At 40.8% G+C, this 20,987-nt stretch carries 15 protein-coding genes; 11 read left to right on the plus strand and 4 right to left on the minus strand.

The window, feature by feature from the left end; genetic code table 11:
- Window positions 1–121: 121 nt before the first annotated feature.
- The 9 genes from NBX25_RS04590 to NBX25_RS04630 all read left to right on the plus strand — a co-directional run bounded on the left by NBX25_RS04590 (window position 122) and on the right by NBX25_RS04630 (window position 8,937).
- Window positions 122–1,960: a heavy metal translocating P-type ATPase gene (locus NBX25_RS04590; RefSeq protein ID WP_024564672.1), complete on the plus strand. Its 1,839-nt coding sequence runs from the start codon at window positions 122–124 to the stop codon at window positions 1,958–1,960.
- Window positions 1,961–1,990: 30 nt separating this feature from the next.
- A complete protein-coding gene (locus NBX25_RS04595; RefSeq protein ID WP_024564671.1) occupies window positions 1,991–2,413 on the plus strand; it encodes a hypothetical protein in 423 nt (140 codons plus the stop codon).
- Between the two features lie 136 nt (window positions 2,414–2,549).
- Complete coding sequence (locus NBX25_RS04600; protein WP_078411585.1) at window positions 2,550–2,870, plus strand: DUF6122 family protein; 321 nt, start codon at window positions 2,550–2,552, stop codon at window positions 2,868–2,870.
- 38 nt (window positions 2,871–2,908) lie between these two features.
- On the plus strand, window positions 2,909–3,235 hold the full coding sequence (locus NBX25_RS04605; protein WP_123891969.1) for a hypothetical protein: 327 nt from the start codon (window positions 2,909–2,911) through the stop codon (window positions 3,233–3,235).
- 72 nt (window positions 3,236–3,307) lie between these two features.
- On the plus strand, window positions 3,308–5,713 hold the full coding sequence (locus NBX25_RS04610) for a TonB-dependent receptor (RefSeq protein WP_061084769.1): 2,406 nt from the start codon (window positions 3,308–3,310) through the stop codon (window positions 5,711–5,713).
- Between the two features lie 62 nt (window positions 5,714–5,775).
- Window positions 5,776–6,216 (plus strand): hypothetical protein, encoded by a 441-nt coding sequence (locus tag NBX25_RS04615; protein WP_024564668.1) that lies wholly within the window; start codon window positions 5,776–5,778, stop codon window positions 6,214–6,216.
- 244 nt (window positions 6,217–6,460) lie between these two features.
- Window positions 6,461–6,799, plus strand: coding sequence for a MerC domain-containing protein (locus NBX25_RS04620; protein ID WP_061084768.1), 339 nt, complete (start codon window positions 6,461–6,463; stop codon window positions 6,797–6,799).
- A 37-nt stretch (window positions 6,800–6,836) separates the two neighbouring features.
- Entirely contained in the window at window positions 6,837–8,063 is a 1,227-nt protein-coding gene (locus NBX25_RS04625) for an MFS transporter (RefSeq protein WP_024564667.1), read from the plus strand.
- A 49-nt stretch (window positions 8,064–8,112) separates the two neighbouring features.
- Window positions 8,113–8,937: an RteC domain-containing protein gene (locus NBX25_RS04630; protein ID WP_024564666.1), complete on the plus strand. Its 825-nt coding sequence runs from the start codon at window positions 8,113–8,115 to the stop codon at window positions 8,935–8,937.
- 107 nt (window positions 8,938–9,044) lie between these two features.
- On the opposite strand, the gene NBX25_RS04635 is transcribed toward NBX25_RS04630, so the two are convergent.
- Together NBX25_RS04635 and NBX25_RS04640 are read right to left on the minus strand one after the other, a co-directional pair.
- Window positions 9,045–14,474: a helicase-like domain-containing protein gene (locus tag NBX25_RS04635; RefSeq protein ID WP_078411583.1), complete on the minus strand. Its 5,430-nt coding sequence runs from the start codon at window positions 14,472–14,474 to the stop codon at window positions 9,045–9,047.
- Window positions 14,461–14,898, minus strand: coding sequence for a DUF1896 domain-containing protein (locus NBX25_RS04640; protein WP_024564664.1), 438 nt, complete (start codon window positions 14,896–14,898; stop codon window positions 14,461–14,463). The genes NBX25_RS04635 and NBX25_RS04640 overlap by 14 nt, the downstream gene beginning before the upstream one ends.
- 186 nt (window positions 14,899–15,084) lie before the next feature.
- On the opposite strand from NBX25_RS04640, the gene NBX25_RS04645 reads away from it, so the two are divergent.
- Both NBX25_RS04645 and NBX25_RS04650 read left to right on the plus strand, forming a co-directional pair.
- Window positions 15,085–17,214: a DUF262 domain-containing protein gene (locus tag NBX25_RS04645; RefSeq protein WP_024564663.1), complete on the plus strand. Its 2,130-nt coding sequence runs from the start codon at window positions 15,085–15,087 to the stop codon at window positions 17,212–17,214.
- 18 nt (window positions 17,215–17,232) lie between these two features.
- Window positions 17,233–17,991 (plus strand): hypothetical protein, encoded by a 759-nt coding sequence (locus NBX25_RS04650; protein ID WP_024564662.1) that lies wholly within the window; start codon window positions 17,233–17,235, stop codon window positions 17,989–17,991.
- A 29-nt stretch (window positions 17,992–18,020) separates the two neighbouring features.
- Here the strand turns inward: NBX25_RS04650 and NBX25_RS04655 are convergent, their stop codons facing one another.
- Together NBX25_RS04655 and NBX25_RS04660 are read right to left on the minus strand one after the other, a co-directional pair.
- Window positions 18,021–18,902: an ORF6N domain-containing protein gene (locus tag NBX25_RS04655; RefSeq protein ID WP_024564661.1), complete on the minus strand. Its 882-nt coding sequence runs from the start codon at window positions 18,900–18,902 to the stop codon at window positions 18,021–18,023.
- Window positions 18,892–20,985, minus strand: coding sequence for a type IA DNA topoisomerase (locus tag NBX25_RS04660; RefSeq protein WP_024564660.1), 2,094 nt, complete (start codon window positions 20,983–20,985; stop codon window positions 18,892–18,894). The genes NBX25_RS04655 and NBX25_RS04660 overlap by 11 nt, the downstream gene beginning before the upstream one ends.
- Window positions 20,986–20,987 lie beyond the last annotated feature (2 nt).

Genomic DNA, 20,987 nt, shown 5'->3' on the forward strand with positions numbered 1-20,987 from the left:
AAGATGATAAAGTATGGTTTAATAGCATTGGTAGTCTTGTTATTTCTATCCGTTCTTATTTTGCTCGGTGTGTTTCCCAATATTAATGTAGGTAATAACCATAGACATTAAATTATAAAAAATGAACACATTTAAAACCTTTTTTTCCCGGCAGTTTTTATGGGAAATCATACGCATCATTACAGTAGGTATTGCCAGCCTATTGTTTTATATGGGGGTCATTCCGTTACCTGTATTACTGGCAGCTACGGCTTTCGGTCTGTATTCTTTGCTAAAGACGGCTATTGTCGAGCTTATCAAAGAACGTAAAGTCGGCACGGAGCTTTTTATCTCCATAGCCGTAATTGTATCGGTTGTGGGCAAAGAATACCTTGCCGGTTCCGTGGTACTGATGATTATCCTGATAGCGGAATATATCGCCAGTGCAAGCGGAGAACGGGCAAGGGCATCTATCAAAGAATTGATAGGCTCTGTACCGCAAACAGCCGTCATTAAAAAAGACGGAAAAGAGCAAACAATCCAAATCACCTCGCTGGCTATGGGCGATATTGTCGTAGTAAAAGCAGGAGAAAAAATACCCGTTGACGGTAAAGTCATTGCCGGTTCCGGTTCCGTCAATCAGGCTCCTATTACCGGAGAAAGCGTACCGGTCGAAAAAGTCAACGACAGCGAAGTCTTTGCCGGAACTATATTGGAGTTGGGAGCATTGGACGTTCAAATGACCAAAGCAGGTAATGATACGGTGTTTTCAAGGATTATCGCTTTGGTAGAAGAAGCCGAAAGCAGTAAAGCTCCCATTGAAAAACTCACTGACAGGGTAGCCTCGTGGCTGATACCATTCGTGTTCATTTTTGTGATAGGTGTCTATTTAGTAACAAAAGATGTAAAGCTGGTCATCGCCCTGTTGATTTTTACCTCGCCTGCCGAATTAGGCTTAGCCACCCCTTTAGTAACTATATCTGCCATTGCAAGGGCAGCTCGTGAAGGTATCTTGGTAAAAGGAGGTAAATATTTAGAGGAACTCGCAAAGATAAAAACCATTGTTTTCGATAAGACCGGAACACTTACGGTAGGTAAACCTACACTCAATAAAGTAGATATATCGGATAGCAACTATACAGAAAAGGACTTACTGTATTTTGCGGCTACTGCCGAAAACCGTTCCAGCCACCCATTGGCAAATGCGATTATTGTCCGTGCAGAAGAATTAGATGTGGAGCTTTCAGAGCCGACCGGCTTTGAGGTATTTAAAGGAAAGGGGCTTGGAGCTTCAATAGACAGCAGAAAAGTGTTGATAGGAAACAAAACATTGATGGACGACCATAAAATCAGTGTTACAATAAATAGCGAAAACCTTACAGATACAGCTATTTATATGGCAATTGATAATAAGGCTGCCGGTGTATTCTATGTGTCCGACACCATACGTCCGGGAGCAAAAGAAATGATTGATGAACTGAAAAAAAGCGGTGTTCAAAATGTTATAATGCTTACGGGCGACAATCCGCAAACAGCACAACACGTGTCAAGTCAGTTAGGCATTACCTCGTTCAAAGCGGATATGCTGCCGGAGGACAAAATTAAAGCTATACAGGAACTCCAATCCACAGGAGAAAAAGTAGCAATGGTAGGCGATGGCATCAACGATGCTCCGGCTCTTGTGCAGGCAAATGTAGGTATCTCTATGGGTATTGTAGGCACACAGGCAGCTATGGAAGCCGCTGATATTGTTTTGGTGGAAGACAAACTCGAAAAAATTGCCCGTTCCAAAGCTATCAGCAAAAGAGCATTCAAAACTATCAAAGAGAATATAATCGGGGGTGTTGGTGTGGTACACGTATTGGGTATTACACTGGTATTGTTGGGGGTTTTAGGACCCGTAGAAGCAGCAGTCATTCACCTGTTGCCCGATACGCTGGTATTTCTTAATTCAGTCAAACTACTTAGAGTAAAAATTTAATTATTAATTCACTTTTAAAAATCAAAAAAAATGAGAAAAATCAAATCAATCGGAATGGCTTTAGTGGTTGCCATAGCCACGCTTGCCGTAAGCCCTGTAATGGCTCAGTCGGGTCACGGTTCTGCCCCTCACGGCGGAAAAATGATAGACGTTGACAATTACCATATTGAAATGGTAAAAGGTAACAATATGCTGACCTTTTATGTGCTGGATGCCAATGCTAAAACATTAAACAAGCCCGCTACCGGTTCGGTAGAGTTTGCTTTTGAGAATGGCACTAAGTCAAATTCAAATCTCAAAGCAGATAAAAACGGTGCATTACAGGTGGCATTGCCCAAAAACGCAATTCATACAAATTGTACTGTTACGATTAAGGTTGATGGCACAACGCTGACAGGAAAATTTAAAAATGAGGTTTCTGCCGCTGAAAAAGCACACGGGCATCAACATTAAATCTGTGAAGGTTGAAACATACTATCTTCTTCTTTTTGGGGAAGAAGATGGTATGTCAATTCAAATACCGTGTATCAATATTAAGTGAGAAAAACAAATAACACAATAATGCTAAAGGCTATAAGAAAGTAACGATATGGAACAATTTATCCATTACTTTTTACACCTTATTTTTCCGGGTATCCTTTCCTATTTTCTGTTTAGGGAAAATTGGATAAGATGCTATGCAATATTGTTGCTCACTATGCTGGTTGATTTAGACCACCTTTTGGCAACACCAATATTTGACCCTTGCAGGTGCAGTATAAATTTCCACCCCCTGCATAGCTGGTTTGCTATTGCTATTTACTTTATCCTGTTGTTTTTCAAACCGACACGGGTTGTTGCCGTGGGGTTGCTTTTACATATGGCTACCGATGGTTTGGACTGTTTTCTTAGCCAAAATAATTGCGGTTGATGTTAAAAGATATAAGACATATAAAAGGTTTTTTTCTTTTGCTATTGTACGTTTTTGCAAATAGCCCGGTTATCTTATACCACCACCACGACGATGAAATTATCGCCTATTCAAAAGCAAGCCAATGTGAGAAGGCAATATATTATGGGGATGAAAGCAATGCCTGTAATCATAAGGCACATCTTACCAAAGCATTCAAAAAGTGTTCACTGTGCGATAATCATTGCTTATCGCCTCATCTTATCGTTGATGCCATTATTGTTTACGTTGATGTACAGCCTTATTTTGAATACAGCTTATGTAAGGTAAGTTTCTACGAAGCGGAACGCCTTACAATCCAAAACAAAGGACCGCCCACAGTTTGATTTTTTATATAGACGCAAGCAGTCAAACGCCTGTTTGCTCATATCAAACAATAATCGTTAAAAAATCAAACAATGAATTTAAAAAGCATATTACTATTGGTTGCTTTCGTATCAGCAACCTTAAACATATTTGCACAAAACAGTATTTCAGGTACGGTAAAAGACGAAACCACAAACGAGAATTTAGCTGGTGCATCCATCTATATTGCTGACCTGAAAACAGGTGCAACGACAGACACAAACGGTAGTTATAAAATCAATAACCTTAAAAGGGGAACCTACCTTTTAGAGATAAATTATACAGGCTATCAGCCAATAATCGAAAAAATAAGCATTGACAAAGATACGGTTATGGACTTTTTGTTAAGCCCCGCTGTTACAGAACTGAATGAGTTAATCATTACAGGCGTAACCCGCTCAACAGAATTAAGACTAAGCCCTGTCATTGTTAAAGCGGTGGACGGTAAAACACTCAATCAGAACAGTGCTACCAATCTGATTGATGCTTTAAGGAATGTACCCGGTGTAAACCAAATAACAACAGGGACAGGAATTTCAAAACCTACTATAAGAGGTTTAGGGTTTAACAGAGTAATTACATTAAACAATAATATCCGGCAGGAAGGACAGCAATGGGGCGATGAACACGGTATTGAGATAGACGAGAATGCAGTGGACAGAGTGGAAGTTGTCAAAGGTCCCGGAAGCCTTATGTACGGTTCGGACGGTATTGCGGGAGTGCTTAATTTTCTTGCTCCGAAAGCCTTGCCGTTAGGACAGGTAAAAACACAGGTTTCCTCCAATTACCAAAGTAATAACAACCTCATTGGCTATTCCGTTGCCAACGCTGGGAATAAAGACGGCTTGCAATGGCTTGGCAGGTTCAGCAACAAGTTTGCAGGCAACTACCAAAATGCCTACGACGGAAAAGTTTTCAATTCGGGATTTAAGGAAATCAATGGTAGCCTGTTTTTGGGAATAAACAAAAGCTGGGGACACTCACACCTGACCGTAAGCTCTTATAACAACACCCTTAATCTTGTAGAGGGAGAAAGAGATGAATTAGGAAGATTTATCTACGAAAATGCCAATGGCGATGAAGTAGCAGCAACCGACAAAGATTTGAAAGGATATAAAACAGGTTTTCCGCATCAGAAGATAAATCATATTGGAGTAGCTTCAAACAATTATTTCATATTGGATAAAGGAACGCTTAATGCCGACTTTGGTTTTCAGAACAATAAAAGAAAAGAGTACGAAGACCCTTCCGCTCCTGACCAGCCCGCTTTGTTCTTTGATTTGAACACGCTGAATTATAACGTACGGTATAATTTTGAAAAGTCAAAAGGTTGGGAAACTTCGGTCGGTATTGGTGGTATGTGGCAGTCCAATACCAACAGAGGAGAGGAATTTATGATACCTGCCTATCATCTGTTTGATGCAGGCGGGTTTGTTTTCACACAGAAAACTTTTTTTGACAAGCTCACTTTAGCCGGAGGTATCAGGTTCGACAACCGATATATGAACTCAAAGGAACTTTACCTCAATGAAGATGAAAATCCCGTTTCCGGTACAGACCCCGATGCGGAGTTGAAATTTAGTGCTTTTAACAAAAGCTACAATGGCATTTCGGGAAGTTTGGGATTATCGTATAAGGTGGATAAAAATTCTACTTTCAAATTTAACGTATCGAGAGGTTTCAGAGCACCGAACAGCACCGAGCTTTCTGCCAACGGAAGACACGAGGGAACATTTCGGTATATCATCGGAAAAGCTGATTTAAAATCAGAAATCAGCCATCAGCTGGACGTTGCCTACTTTCTTAATTCCAAACATATCACGTTGGAGATTACACCATTTGTAAACTTCATTCAAAACTATATCTATTTGGAAAAACTCGTTGCGGAAGACGGAACTGAAATCATTCCCGACCCGACTGACGGCGCACCTGCCTTTCAATATACGGCAGGAAATGCTACTTTGCTCGGTGGCGAAATCTATTTGGATATACACCCACACCCAATAGAATGGTTGCATTTGGAAAATTCGTTTTCCTATGTGCAGGCTACCCAAAGCAATCAGCCCGAAAGCTCAAAGTATCTGCCGTTTATTCCTGCCCCAAGGTACAGGGGAGAAATCAAAGCTGAACTAAAGGAAGTTAATCATACATTTTCTAACGCCTATATCAAATTCGGTATAGACTATTTCTTTAAGCAAAACAGATTTTTCAGTGCTTACGGAACAGAAACGGCAACACCGGCTTACACGCTGTTGAGTGCAGGAATTGGAACAAATATAAAGGCATTCAACCGAAGCGACTTTATGTCTTTGTATATCAGTGGAGAAAACTTGGCTGACGTGGCTTATCAAAATCATTTGAGCAGGTTGAAGTATGCCCTTGAAAACCCCGCAACAGGACGTATGGGTGTTTTCAATATGGGACGTAATATCAGCGTGAAAATGATAATGAATTTTTAACAACAACTCTGTAAAGCCTTATCAAATGTATGGTAGGGCTTTGCAGAAAATTTTTGATAAATATGAGAAAGATTTCAATTACAGTAATACTATTGATATGCTCCATAATTACCAATGCACAGCGTTCGGAGCATTCCGATACTACACCACCGCAAGAGTTTTCCCTTAGTGCCGGGGCGGTCAATACCGCTATTCTACAAAAGGGATTTTACGGGGGATATTTGGATTTAAAATATTACCCCGTCAAAAGGTGGGCTACGGGGCTTAGTTTTTCACTTGTTGGAAGAAAGATAACAGATAATTTCACTTATTCGATAGGACAGCCATTGGTTGATTTTTATGAAATAGGCTGGGTTAATCAATATGACATAATTCAGAAAGATAAAATCCGTCTTGGGGTAAGCCTTAATAATGGTGTTGTTATTTCGAGGCTTGGGGATAATGCCGAAAAAGAAAAATATATTGGGCAAGATTTGGTTCGGGAAAACGTGCAAAAGAAGTAGCTACAAATTATTTCTACCTGTTACAACCCGGCTTAAATATTTCGTACAAGATTTATTCAAACACTAACAGTCCTGACATTTACTTTACAACCAAATTACAGTATCGGGCAGTATTTGGCAGTCCGAAATACGGACAAATCAACGACTTTTCTAACTATTGGATAGGAGCAGGAATTACAGTTTTAAGCGATATGTAAACAGAATTATTTAAAAAATTTCAGAACAATACTATAAGAAATCATAAATGAAAAATAAAACATACGACATACTCGGCATTTCGGCAGCAACGCTCTGTTTAATCCATTGCCTGATTTTCCCCTTGCTTGTCATTATACCGATTGGCATATCGCATAATCCGTATATAGATTTAGCCTTTTTGATTATCGGAGCTATTATAGCCTTCAAAATCTGCAAGACGACTGACAGCAAGCTGGTCATTGCTCTTTTTGCCGTTTCATTGCTTACGATTTTAATTTCGGTAGTCCTTGATTTTGTTTATCATATCCACCTACCGCTTATCTATGTAGGTTCTGCCGGACTTATCACGGCTCACATCATCAATCATCGAAGAACACATACTTAATGAAAGTATATCAATATATAAAAAACATCATTACTGAATGGCAACAGATAATATAATAAAAGTAATCACAGAACCATTTAAAACCCTGCGAAACACGACTTTCGCAAGGCTTTATTTCGCACAGATAGCAAGCCTTTTCGGCGATGCTTTTACGTGGCTCGGTCTGGCTTTGCTCACGTATGAGATAAGCCCCCAAAATGCCGCCGCTATTTTGGCATCAGCCCTAACATTAAGGGTAACGGCATACATCATCTTTTCGCCCTTTGCAGGTGTGGTATCAGAAAAATTCCAACGCAAACAGATATTGCTCATCACGCAGTTTGCAAGAATGACAATCGTCTGTATGCTGCCTTTCGTCAATGCCGAATGGCAGTTGTACGCATTGATATTTGCATTGAATGTGTTTGCTGCATTTTTTACGCCTACATACAGGGCAATCATTCCGCAGATAGTAGAAAAAGAAATATACAGAGAAGCTAACGGCTTATCAATGGCAACTTTTCAATTGTTGAGCGTATTTGGTCCTGCATTAGCAGGTATCGTAGCAGTTTGGTTAGGAGCGACACAAATATTTTTCGTCAACGGTGCTACCTTGTTCATCGCTATATTGTTCATTCTTTCCATTCCGAAATCATCATTGCAAAAAGGTGTAAGCAGTGATAATGCCGTACCTCAAAAAACGTGGGGCGAAGTATTAAAAGGCATACGCTTATTGTTCGGCAACAAGATTGTACGGTTTGCATTGAGCATTGAATTTATATCAGCCGTTGCAGGTGCTTTGGTATTGGTCAATACAGTAGGATTAGTAAAAACAAATCTTCAGTTAGATGATAAACACTATGGCTGGATAATGTCGGTATTCGGTGTAGGTGCAGCGATTACAGCATTTTTATTGGGTAGTTTGGACAAGTCCAAAACACGTAGCGTTTCACTGATTAGCGGAGCAATGCTAATAGGTGTTGCCATTAGTTTTGCCAATTTCGTACCGTTCAACGGTTTGATAATCCTGTGGATTTTGGCAGGTATCGGGCAGACGTTAGCCGATATGCCGTCCGAAACACTGATAGGCGAAAATATCGAACCTAAAGACCAAGGCAAAGTGTATGGTGCTCATTTCGCATTCTCCCATTTGTGGTGGGCAATCGCCTATCCGATAGCAGGATTTTTAGGTACACAGTTCCCGAACAGAGAATTTTTGTACGGTGGGATAGCCACCATTGTTTTGGCGGTTGTAGCCATTCTGATGTTTAGAAAATCAAATTAAAAAAGCCTAATCAAAGATGCAGCCTGAATATTAATTTAAGATAACCCGTATGGATAAATTTTATCAACAGACGCTAATTAAGCTGGAGGACGAAATCAGGGAATTGGAAATTGAAACCGATTGCTCTGTGCAACGAATTGAAGCAGTTATAAAACTTATCATTAAAACATTGTCCGACATAAAGGAGCACATCTTAAAAATAGGGTTTAAGAATAATGTTGAAGAAATCCATTTTTTCAAACATCAGAAACCCGTTATCGTTGCTAAGCTCATTTATTACTATGCCATTTATAAAATTGAAACGAAAAAGCCCAACGGCACGAAAGCGGTCAAAAAATATTTCAATGAAGAATTGAGAAAACTCAAAAGACACTTCAATAATAACCTTGAGCTTTATAAATATTATCGTACCAACAGTACATTTCTTGATGAGAAGCTATTTATAAGAGGAAAATTTGATATTAAGTTAAGTATAGACACTATTTATTTGGAAACAGATATTAGGTTTTCTACTTATTATGATTATAAAATAGCCGAGATTATTGCCAATGATTTAATACAGGTATATCTTGAAGCCAAATTAAATAAAAGCAATCAGAGCAAGACATCAGAAAATCCACCTCTCAAATGGACGGCAAGCAAAGCCTCCGCAACCGAATTGATTTACGGATTGTATTTGTTAGGTGTATTCAACAATGGGAATACGGATATTATCAATATCGTTAGATATTTTGAGCGTGTTTTCGGTATTGATTTAGGCGATTTTTACCATACGTTTATGGAACTCAAATCCCGAAAGATAAACCGTACCAAATTATCAGACAGTATGCGTGAAGCACTTATAAAAAGAATGGACGAACAGGACGAGAAATAGTAGTCATTGGATTGAAAAAAAGTAACAGGGGATTTGCAGATCCCCTGTTACTTTTTAGCCAGCATTATAATCAAAATTTGAGGTCTTCATTCTCATTAACTCATTATTTACAATACCCCTCGTGCCAAATGAACACCTTTTGTCCGTACAATACTCTCCGAGAATTTTGGCGTTTCTTGCTTTTTATCAACCTGTTCCGCAGACTGTCCTTTTTGTTCCGGTTCGATAGATAGCTGTATCTTTCGCTCGATAGCAGCCAGCTCCGTTTTGAGTTCGCTCAGTCGGCTCTCCTTAGACCACGTACCATTAACCACCTCCTGAAGCACAGGTATATCCTTTTGATAGCTCGCAATGCTTTCCTGTTCCTTTGCAATAAGTGGCGGTATTTTTTCCAACGCTCTCAAAAAGTTAACGGAGGCGGTTTCAGGGTCTTTCGCAATCACACCGAAATTATGATTGTACTTGATGTTGCCCTCTCCCTTTATGAAAAATCGGTTGACCCGAATATCTACGCCGTCTTTTTGCGACATTTCCGTTTTAACCAAAAGCTGAAAGCCGTACAAACTGCCAATCTCCTGATAATCCCCACCTGTACGGGCTTTGTCTGCAATCTCGTTGAGCTTGGTTCCAATCTGTTTAACATTTGCATTAGGCGACAATCCGTCCAACTGAACGGGGTTTGCGATTTTGCCGTCCTGCCTTTTTTGTATGCGTTGCTGTAAGTTCTCCCAATCGGTTGTCATACGGTTGAGGCGTGATTGAGCTGCGTTAAATTCTTCCGTATAGTTTTCCAATTTGCCTTTAGCACTGTACTTAGAGCGGTTAAACGCTTGCTTCTCGCTTTCCAATCCGGCAATCTGTTTTTCAACCCGTGCCTTATCCAACAGGTCTGTATTTCCTGACAGGATTGCCACGTATTCCGAGAAGTTCATACCCGACTTTTCGTCCATACTGCCCTCGTCAATGGTTCGCTTGCCGAGATTATTGGATTTTAATTGGTCGATAAATAGCTGTTTGTTGAACAGCAGGTTGAACTTATAACTATCCAAAGATTTCTCAACGGCATAAATGATTACATCTACTTTGTTGTCCGCAAAATGTTTGGCAATTTCATTGCCTTTGCGGATTGCCCGACCGTCACGCTGGGCAAGGTCGCTTGGTCGCCACGGGGTATCTAAGTGATGAACGGCAACGGCTCTTTTCTGTGCATTTACACCCGTTCCGAGCATACTCGTTGAGCCGAACAGCACACGGATTTTGCCCTCGTTCATTCCTTTGATAAGGTCTTTACGTTGCTTGTCCGTTTTGGCTTCCTGAATGAACCGGACTTCGTTAGCAGGTATGCCGTGGTCTTCCACGAGCTTGCGTTTGATTTCCGAGTACACATTCCACTCATTCGGCTTGTACGTTCCCAAATCAGAGAACACGAATTGCGTACCTTTCTGTGCATTGTATTTGTTGTAATACTTCGCAATATTATTGGCACAGTGCGTGGCTTTATTGTCGGGGTGGTCTTCATACATACCGCTTACCATTCGCATATCCAATGACATCTTACGGGCGTAGTCCGTAGCAATTAGCATTTTGGCTTTTTCTTCCGATTTTGACAACGGGTGTCTGCCGAGCAGGGTTGCATCGCCCGACTTGGCAAATTCCATTAAGTTCTGAATAAACTCCGCTTGGTCGGGCGTAGGCGGAATGTTGTACAGGATTTCTTTTTTTTCGGGACGGTCAATCCCTATATCTTTGGCAGTCCTGTAATCCGTGATTTCAGAGTAGAACTGTGCCAGCTCCGGTACTTTGATAAAATAACGGAAACGTTCTTTTGCTACGATATTATTAGCCACTGAAAACTCGTAATCGGTTGTTTTCCTTGCGTAGATAGCTGCCCACGCATCAAAACAGTTAATGCCCTGTTTCTCTAATGCCCGTGGTCGCAGGTATTTGAACAGGAGGTACAATTCCGTCAATGAATTGCTGATAGTCGTTCCCGAAAGAAAGGTAGCCCCCATATCCGCATTGGTTCGCTCCTGAATGGTGCGGATAGCAAAAAGCAGGTTCAACGCTTTTTGGCTACCGTCCACATTACCCAATCCGGCTACCCGACTATGACGGGTATTGAACATCAGGTTTTTGAATTGGTGGCTCTCGTCGATAAACAAATGGTCTATGCCCATCATTTTGAAATCGACAATATCATCTTTGCGGTTCTCAATATCGTGCTGTAAGGTCTTTAGCTTGACTTCGAGATTATCCTTTCGCTTGATAGCTCCGGCAAGCATACCCCTTGTTACTTCCGCACCGTCTGCCTCCATTGCATAGAGGTTTCGCTCCACATTATCCAATTCTATTTCGAGGATTTCCTTTTGAATTTCGGGGCTTTGCGGTATCATCCCGAATTGGTCGTGCGTGAGAATGACACAATCCCAATCGTTGTTTTTAATATCCCCGAATATCCGCAGGCGTTTTTGTGGCGTGAAATCTTCCTTTCCTGGAAACAGTATTTTTGCGTGGGGGTACGCAGTTCGGTAGGCTTCGGCGATTTCGTGTACATTACTCTTTAATCCGATTATCATTGGTTTGTGTGCCAAGCCCAAACGCTTCATTTCCTGTGCAGCCGTACACATAACCAATGTTTTCCCAGCACCGACCTCGTGGTCGCAGATAGCCCCGTTGTTCAGCTTAATCATCCAAACGGTATCCTTTTGGCTACTGTACAGGTCTTCGATACCCAACGCTTTGCGGTCTAAGCCTGCAAAGTCCTGATGGCTTCCGTCATAGTTCGGACGGACAAAACAGTTGAACGTATCGTTGTATTGGTCGGTCAGTCGGGTTTTAAACTCGTCACTTTGGGCGTGTAGCCAATCCGTAAAGGCGGAACGGATTTCGTCAATTTTGGAATTAGCCATTTGTATGGCTTCCATATCCTTGACCTTGACTTCCTGCCCGTCTATTTCGACTTTCTTGGTTATATCGGGTGTCGTATTGACAAGGGCGTGTTTCAGTAACGCCACGCCGTCAAACGTCCGGCTCTCCGACTTGACCGCATACTTGACCCAAATATTTTGGTTGCCCTGATTACAGATGACCGAAAAATCATCGGAGCTGTCCGAATAGTGGATTTTTACATCTGCATCGAACAGGTGTGAAGCAAATTTGGCGTAAACACCCGTGGGTATCCAGCGTTCGCCGAGGTTAAAGTCCAGCTCCTCAAATTCGATACGTCTTGGTCGGGCTTCCTCCAATACGGTAAGGCTTTGCTTGGCTTCCTTATCATCGGGATTTTGTTCAACGTAGGTTCTGATTTCGTTGGCTTTTTCAACCACATTGCCCGCTATCCAGCGTTCGGCAATTTCGTACTCCCTTTCCAACGGGTTGTAAAAAATACGACCGTGCAAATGCTCTTTCAGTGCATCGGCGATCATATTGCTGATTTCGGACATATAGTCCAAATCCACCGTTCCGAATTTGTTCAGCGAGGAAGCTAATGCTTCCGGCGGATTGTCCGTTGCTAATGTTGTGGTGGAGAAACTTACGGGATGGTTGAATATATCCGCTTTCTGAACGATACCGCCCTTTACACGCTCCAAATACGGGATTTCTTTTCCGGCACTATCCGTTTTAATCAGCTTGATATTATCGGCACTGTTCAGGTTGCTGTACTTTTTGATAAAGGCATCGTACAGGCGGTTCAGGTTTTCCCTTTCTTCCTTATGCTCCGTTTGTTTTTCGGCTTCTTTCTGATACAGGTCATTATAAGTATCACGTACAGCGATATAGGCTTCGGCTCTTGCTTTTTGGGCGGATGGCAGTTGCAAAGGATGGAACATTGCCGTTCCGTTTTCCTTATCCACCTCCTGCAAATGACCGACCCAGCCGTTATCCACGACAAGACAATCGTTACGGTGGTACGATTGCAGTTCCTGACTGTATAAGGCAGGTTCGGGAATGGCAACAGTCACGGGAATAGCTGGCTTGTCCGCTTGGCCATTTCCGTTTTGTTGTGAAAACAAATCTCCGATGACCTCCTGTTTAATGCCGTTTGGTGGGCTTGTCCTGTTAACCTTACCATTGGGAGCAGGAGGCGTGTAAGGTTGTTGCATCGCTCCACTGAATAAGTCCGTTTGCCGATTGATAGGCGTTCTCCGTCTATTGGAGGTTTGCCTTTTGGTTCTTGATGTTCGCTTAGGCGGAGCAAGAACGGCAACAGGTTCGCCAGCATTTTCAAACAGGTCGAAAATGCTTAACTGCGTAAATTCCTGTGGGCTTTCCTTTCCTATGGTTGTTTGCGTAAAACGAGGTAGTTCCGGCTGAATGATTTCACGCTCGATAACAGGAGGCGTTGGTGTTGGTTGTACCGGAATTTGTACGATTGGCTCATCGTTCCGCTCGCCTTTGTACAAAGACAAATTCAGGTGCTTTCTAAAATCATCGGAAAGCATCTGTTTAAGATTTTTGGCAATGCCCTCAACGCCGTCTTGGTGGGTATAAATTAATGCAGGTTGCCCGTATGGGTCAGTACCTACTTTCCAATGCGTATTTATAATTCTTGCACCGTCATTGAATATCGCATTGCTGGGTGTACCGTACCCCGTTTTGTTGCTTTGGCAAAACAGATCTTCCCTTTCGGTCAGATTTTGTTTTGCCGTATTCTTTTGCAGGATTATCAGGTCGGAGCCGACCTCTGTACCTGCATAATCCGTAAACACGTTATTCGGTAAGCGGATTGCCGAAACCAAATCGTTGTTTTCCATCAACGCCCTGCGTATCGGCTCATTATTCGGACTGTTTAAAATTCCCTGCGAGGTAATGAACGCCTGCAAACCGCCCTCTCGGAGCATATCATTCCCTTTCAAAAAGAAATAGTTATGAATGCTTCGGGCAGCTTGTATTTTTGCAGGGTCTTTACTTCGGGAATACGAAAGGTCAAATACGGAGGTATCGCCAAAAGGGATATTGCTGGCAATAACGTCATAGCTGTTTTGTTCCTTTTCGGGGATTTCCTCAAAGCCACTCACACGGATATTGCTTTCGGGATAAAGGTGCTTTAGGATTTTGCCCGTAAGCACATCCTTTTCGTAGGCGGTAACTTTGGTTTGGTTCTCTGCAAAGGACTGAACAAAAGCCCCGACACCTGCGGAGGGTTCGAGGAATTTGTCAATGTTCAGACCGCTATCCCTCAATGTGGAGGATATAGCGTTGATAACTTCCGGCGGTGTGTAAAAAGCGGTCAGCACCGAGCTTTTCATACTGTCCACATATCGGCGGTATTGCTTTTCGTCCGTAGCGTTCTCTTTTAATAGTTGGTGGAGTTCCTGCGTTATCGGGAACAAATCGTGTTCGGTCTTCCGCCAATGGTTGATGTCTATTTCGTCCGCTATGGGATTGAGAATGAATTTAAGACCGCCAAATCCGCTGTAACTCATCATACGCCCTCTTTCCTCGGCGGTCGCTTGTCGTTGCTCCTTTTCCAATGTAAAAGCAATCCGCAGGGCTTCAATATTGTGCTGGAGGTGCTGACGTTTACTGAAGCCCATTATCTTCAATCCAAATGGCGATGGTTCCCGTCAGTTCGGTATAGAGGACATCAAACTCATACCCGTAGGCGAAATCATCGGTTAGTTTATACTTGGCAAATACAGGCTCACAGATGGGGAACATTTTAAGGGCGAACGGTCGCAGTTCCTCGTCTGCCATTAGGGTATCGAACTCATTACAGACCACCTGAAAAACCGTATCAAACTTGGAGAAGTGCAAGCCCTCAAAGAGTATGTAGTTGGCAATCTCATTGCATTGGTCGATAGCGTTGCCGGAGCGGAACGCACCCTCATAAGCACTGGCAGCCCAAGAGGAACGCTGGTCGATAAATTTTTGGTCGTGTGCTTTTTCGGGAAAGCTACCGTTGAGGTGTTCTTGCAGTCGTAAACGGAAATAAGACAGGTCTTTTTGCTGTGTACTCATAATAAATTTTGTTTTAGAATTTTGCGTAAAGCCTAAAATTAGAGCAGGTAGCAAGTAGCTTTAAAGAAGTGGCAGGGTTTGGCTTTGAAAGGCAGGATTTGGCTTAAAACCAATTAATAGCAAAGAATTTAATTTGTATTTTTGATACTTGATAAAATCAACAATTAAAAGAACGGTCATCAAATAATGAATGAATTAGAACCCTTAAAAAGTATTTTTAAAGACAGAATATTTAAAATACCCGATTATCAGCGTGGCTACGCTTGGACAACAAGGCAATTGAAAGATTTTTGGGAAGATTTAGTCAATCTTCCTGCCGATAGGTTTCACTATACAGGCTTACTCTCTTTGAAAAAAGTCGATAAAAATATCTGGAATAACTGGAATGATGAACGATGGTTAATTGAAGATAGAGGGTTTAAACCTTTCCATATCGTTGATGGGCAACAACGGTTGACTACATTTGTAATTTTCATTCAAGCTATTTCGGAACAGCTAAAAGCAATACCGGAAAACAAAGGCAAAAAAGATGAAGAAATTTATCTTGGCTCTTTTAGCTTAAAGGCTATTAAGGAAGAATATTTAGTAATAGAAAAACCTCCTCAGTTTATTGTTACAACCTACAAGTTTGGCTATGAGGTCGATAATCCAAGTTTTAAATATTTACGTCATAAGGTGTTCTTAGAACCAAATAGCGGAACAATACAGGAAACTTTTTACACGCTCAATCTTGAAAATGCAAAGCACTTTTTCAAGGAAAATCTACAAAACTATTTTGAAACATACGGCTTAACCGAGATAGAAACACTATTCAAAAAAGTTACGCAAAACCTAATGTTCAATGTTTATGAAATAAGTGACGATTTTGATGTTTTCGTAGCATTTGAAACGATGAATAATCGTGGTAAAAAGCTGTCAAATTTGGAACTTCTCAAAAACAGGCTAATTTATTTGACTACTTTGTATGATGAAAAGGAGTTAAAAACTGATGAGAGAAATTCTCTGCGTGAAAAAATCAATGATGCTTGGAAAGAAGTTTATTATCAACTTGGGAGAAACAAGAAAAATCCACTTAATGATGATGATTTTTTAGTGGCTCATTGGATAATGTACTTTCAATATACAAGGGAAAAAGGCGATGATTATATTCGCTTTTTGCTTGAACAGAAATTTACACCTCAAAATATCTATGCAAAGACAGAGGTAAAATTAAGTTCATTGCAAGAGTTTGAAGAAGTTCGGGAAGATGAAGACACCGACCAAGAAGAAGTTGAAATAAACGGAGAAGAAGAAGTAATTGTTATGCGTTCCCAGCTTGCGCCCAAAGAAATAGAAGATTATGTAAACAGCTTAAAGGCTGCCGCCGTACATTGGTATAATACCCATAACCCTGTTAATAATCCGGACTTAACCAAACAGGAAAGTCTTTGGATAGACCGTTTGAATAGAATAGGTATAATCTATTTTCGTCCACTTGTAACAGTAGCTTATTTGAGTAAGAATGTTAATCCTGATAAAAGAGTTCAGCTCTTTAGGGCTATTGAGCGTTTCATTTTTATTACATTCAGGCTTAGCCGAGCTTTTTCAACATACAGAAATAGTGAATTTTATCGTGCAGCAAGACAACTGCGAAATGGGGAACTAACAATTGACAATATCATTCACAGATTGAATGAAAGAATGGATTATTGTTTTTATACACCTGAAAATTGTGAAGAAATCTACTTTGATTATACCTATTTTCAAAAATTCATTGACAAGAAGTTTAAAAGTGGAGGTGGTTTCTATTCTTGGAATGGGCTTAGATATTTCTTATATGAATATGAAATGGAAAAAGTTAGACAAAGAGGAAGTCAAAAAATAGATTGGAAACTGTTTGTAAAGAGCGAAAAAGATAAGGTTTCTATTGAGCATATTTATCCACAGACACCAACGCATAAATATTGGAAACAAAATTTCAAGGAATATAAAAAGACTTTTCAACCTTTCTTTCAGGGAACATTAGGCAACCTTTTACCATTGTCGCAAAGTATAAATTCAAGTTTGCAAAATGATTGCTTTGAAGATAAGCGAACAGCAAAATATAATGACAGAAAGGAGAAATTAAGACAAGGCTATTCTGACGGTTCGCATTCAGAGATTGAAGTGTCTGGATATAATATTTGGAACCCGGAGACTATCCTTGACCGAGGTAATAAATTATTAGAATTTATGGAGAAACGCTGGGATTTGAAATTTGAAGATGATGAAGCTAAAGCAGAATTATTATTTCTTGATTTTATGCTTCCCGAAGATGAGCATAGTATAGAAGAATAACCTAAAGTATTTTTGTAAATGAATTATACAGAAAACATTGAACGCTTAAAAATACTACTTACAGGAGCATCCACCGATGTTACTATAACAAGTGATAATGAAGCAGAATATAAACGATTGAAAAGTGAGCTGAATAAATCTGCGAAGTTCCAAACCAACCAACCAAAGGAATTTAAAATTTGCTTTACACTTCAAGAATTTAGAAGAGAAATGCAAGCAAAAGGCGGGTATGCAGAACGCAGAAAATATATTAACGAGATATTCTATCCTCTAATTTCAGATGAAAATTCCCTATTGGATAGCATCGAGGAAATACAACAAAGCGTAAACTTTGGTCATTTAAACCTTTTGCCGCAAGACATACAGCAAAAAGGACGAGAAATGTCGGAAGTCTATTTATATTTATATTGTATTGAAAATTCTTTAAGAATTTTTATTGAAGAAATTGTGAAGACGGAAACAGTAAATATTCCCCGAAAAGTACAAGAAACCATAGATAAATTAAAGAAAAGCGAACAAGAAAGTAAATATTTACCCATTCGAGGTAATAGTAATTTATTTTACTGTGACTTTATCGAGTTAGGAAAAATAATAGTCGGGAATTGGACAATTTTTGGGAAGTATTTTCCAAAACAGAATGAACATTGGTTGAACGTAATGGTTGATGAATTGTATAAGATACGGTGTTTGGTTGCTCATAATAGTTATGTTGGTAAAGATGAACGTGATGCACTAAAAGTTTATTACAAGAGTATCACGGCTCAATTACAGTTATAGTATAAATTTAAACCCTCTGAATAGAGGGTTTATTGTTGATACAGGAGTTGAAGCATCCTACCGACCTCTACATCCATTCGGGAAAAAGCAAACCACTTTTTACCCAAATCTTTGAGCGAAGCTCCGATATGGTACAGTTCCGTTTGGTCGATTATCAAAAATCGGTCGTGGGCATCGGAAAACACCTCAATTTCAATCGGGGGATATTGGCTGTTGTAGCGTTGTATATCCAGCCTTAGCTGATTGCTGATAGCTTTGGTGTAGATTTTTGCGGTTACATTATCCTTACGTTTGCCCAACAAGGTCAGCACCGTATCATCGGCATAATTGTCGAGCAGGATAATGGAGCTTTCGGCATTCCTGATAATATCCGCTACAAACTTGTAAGCATCAAAGACCTGCCCGTTATAGAAAACACCTTTTTCGCTTTGGAGCTTGTCGCTTTCCAAAGCCTTAAAGATTTCCTCAATCTTTTGGTCGGTTTCTAATTGCCTGATTTCGATTTTATCCAGCCTATGAAAAAGAGAGGCATTGCTGATGAGCATTCTCCGCATTTCTACAAATGCGTCCATAATTTCAATGCTCACTCTTACGGCGACATCTGAACGGAGTACAGCAGATAACATCGCTATTCCTTGCTCGGTAAAAACGTAGGGCAGGTAACGTCTTCCGCCTCGCCCTACGTTTGAGGTTCCAATTTGGAACCTCAAAAAATCGCTTTCTTCATCGGTCAGTTGAAAGCAAAATTTATCGGGAAACCTGTCTAAATTCCGTTTTACAGCCTTGTTCAATATTTTGGTTTCTACCTGATATAATGTAGCAAGGTCGCTATCCAGCATAACCTGTTTATCACGAATGGTATAAATCAGGTTGCTGATTGCTTGGGGTATCATCGTTGGCTTATTTTCCATTGCGTTTATTGCTTTTCTTTTTCTCAAACTCAAAGGAACTTTCCGAGTTCTCATTCAACACGATATAGGCATCGAATTTCTTTCCGGCTTTGCTTTTCATTCCCTTAATCAGAGGGGTTTTACCATTATTGACAAGGCTCGTAATATCGGCTATGCTTAATTGCACTTCGCAAACCCTACGGAACTGTACCCAATTACAATGTTCGTCAGGGCATTTTACAATCTTGTCACGGATAATCAATTGCTGGCTTTTGCATTTCGGGCAGGTCAGTTTAGGCAGGTTCTCATTGGCAATAGAGGTTTGTAGCAATTCGTCCGTTATAGACTTTGCATAGGTTTCCATTTCCCTCAAAAATACCCTTGCATCAACTTCGTTGTTTTCGATTTTCTGCAAAGCCAATTCCCATTCGGCAGTCATAGCCACGTCCGCAATTTTGCGGTATTTGACTAATCCATATACCTGCAATCCTTTCTCCGTAGGGATTAAGGATTTCTTTTCCCGTTGGATATAATTACGGGTAAACAGGGTTTCGATTATCGCAGCTCTTGTGGCAGGCGTACCGATACCGATATTTTGCAGGGCTTTTCGTTCGTCCTCGTTTTCGATTTCCCTGCCTGCATTTTCCATTGCCGACAATAGTCCGGCTTCGGTAAACAATACAGGCGGTTTGGTTTTCTTCTCCAAACAGGAGGCTTCTTTGATTTTCAGCTCATCGCCCTTTTTCAGTTCGGGCAAATCCTGTATCGGTTCGGTATCTTCGTCCGAGAAATTGCCTTTTATGGAACGCCAGCCAGCCTCTAATATCTTACAGCCTTTTAGTGTAAAATCGTAGTGCGACACTTCCAACGCTATATCCGTCACTTCTTTTACACAGGCTTGTGAAAGGGCTTCGAGCAGTCGAAAGGCAATCATATTATACACCTTTGTTTCGTCCGCATTAAGAGCAGACGGGATTTTGTCGGTTATGAGTAAACCGTGGTGGTCTGTTACACGGAGGTCATTTACAATCCGCTTATTAAACCGACCCCATTTCAATTTTGATACCGCTTGCTTGAAATTATCGTTGTCCTGTAACGCCCTTATAAGGTTGGGGATTTCTGCCCACATATCTTCCGGTATGTATTTACTTCCGGTACGGGGATAGGTAATAAATTTTTGTTCATACAGGCTTTGAGCGATATTGAGGGTTTGTTCGGCTGATAGGTTGAGCTTTTTGTTGGCTTCCTTTTGCAGTCCTGTGAGGTCAAAAAGCAAGGGCGGTTGCTCCGTGGTATTTTTACTTTCCACAGATACAACCGTAGCAGTTCCGTGTCTTTGGATTGACTTTAATGTATCTTCCGCTAACTTTTGCTCCTCCCATTTAGTTTTGGAGATACTTTTAAAATCAATATCCTCTTTGCGGTGCAATAGCTGAATTTGCCAATACTTCTTAATGGAGAAATTTTTGTTTTCCAAATAGCGTTTGCAAATCAGAGCCAATGTAGGCGTTTGCACTCTGCCCAAAGAATAAATGCCATTGCCTGCTGATATACTCAATGCTTGTGTGGCATTGATACCCACCAGCCAATCGGCTCGGCTTCTGCCTTGTGCAGCCTGATACAATCCGTCAAATGCTGCCCCGTCTTTCAGGCTGTCAAACCCTTGCTTGATTGCTTTTTCAGTAAGCGAGCTTATCCAAAGCCGCTCAAAGGGTTTACGGCATTTCAAATGTTCGTAAATATACCTGAAAATCAACTCGCCCTCACGTCCTGCATCGGTAGCAACGATAATACTGTCGCTTTTGTTGAACAATTCTTTGATGACTTTCAGTTGCTTTAATGCTCCCGTATCGGCTTGGTAGCCTTTGTCTTTTTTGACCTTTCTGACGGTCAATATAAACGGGTTCGGGAGGATAGGCAATGAAGCCTTGTCAAATCCCGTAATCCCATAATCTTCGGGCATTCCTAATCCAATTAAATGACCGAACGCCCACGTAACAAAATAGCCATTCCCCGTTAAGTAGCCGTCCTTTTTATCGGAAGCTCCCAACAAGCTGGCTATTTCCCTTGCTACGCTTGGTTTTTCTGCGATAACTGTTTTCATAA

This window comes from Chryseobacterium sp. Marseille-Q3244, from assembly GCF_940807095.1.
GTDB lineage: Bacteria > Bacteroidota > Bacteroidia > Flavobacteriales > Weeksellaceae > Chryseobacterium.

Bases quoted from the DNA above. Each gene is read 5' to 3' on its own strand.
- NBX25_RS04590 (WP_024564672.1), top strand. From the start codon at position 122: ATGAACACATTTAAAACCTTTTTTTCCCGGCAGTTTTTATGGGAAATC.
- NBX25_RS04595 (WP_024564671.1), top strand. From the start codon at position 1,991: ATGAGAAAAATCAAATCAATCGGAATGGCTTTAGTGGTTGCCATAGCC.
- NBX25_RS04600 (WP_078411585.1), top strand. From the start codon at position 2,550: ATGGAACAATTTATCCATTACTTTTTACACCTTATTTTTCCGGGTATC.
- NBX25_RS04610 (WP_061084769.1), top strand. From the start codon at position 3,308: ATGAATTTAAAAAGCATATTACTATTGGTTGCTTTCGTATCAGCAACC.
- NBX25_RS04615 (WP_024564668.1), top strand. From the start codon at position 5,776: ATGAGAAAGATTTCAATTACAGTAATACTATTGATATGCTCCATAATT.
- NBX25_RS04620 (WP_061084768.1), top strand. From the start codon at position 6,461: ATGAAAAATAAAACATACGACATACTCGGCATTTCGGCAGCAACGCTC.
- NBX25_RS04625 (WP_024564667.1), top strand. From the start codon at position 6,837: ATGGCAACAGATAATATAATAAAAGTAATCACAGAACCATTTAAAACC.
- NBX25_RS04630 (WP_024564666.1), top strand. From the start codon at position 8,113: ATGGATAAATTTTATCAACAGACGCTAATTAAGCTGGAGGACGAAATC.
- NBX25_RS04635 (WP_078411583.1), bottom strand. From the start codon at position 14,474: ATGGGCTTCAGTAAACGTCAGCACCTCCAGCACAATATTGAAGCCCTG.
- NBX25_RS04640 (WP_024564664.1), bottom strand. From the start codon at position 14,898: ATGAGTACACAGCAAAAAGACCTGTCTTATTTCCGTTTACGACTGCAA.
- NBX25_RS04645 (WP_024564663.1), top strand. From the start codon at position 15,085: ATGAATGAATTAGAACCCTTAAAAAGTATTTTTAAAGACAGAATATTT.
- NBX25_RS04650 (WP_024564662.1), top strand. From the start codon at position 17,233: ATGAATTATACAGAAAACATTGAACGCTTAAAAATACTACTTACAGGA.
- NBX25_RS04655 (WP_024564661.1), bottom strand. From the start codon at position 18,902: ATGGAAAATAAGCCAACGATGATACCCCAAGCAATCAGCAACCTGATT.
- NBX25_RS04660 (WP_024564660.1), bottom strand. From the start codon at position 20,985: ATGAAAACAGTTATCGCAGAAAAACCAAGCGTAGCAAGGGAAATAGCC.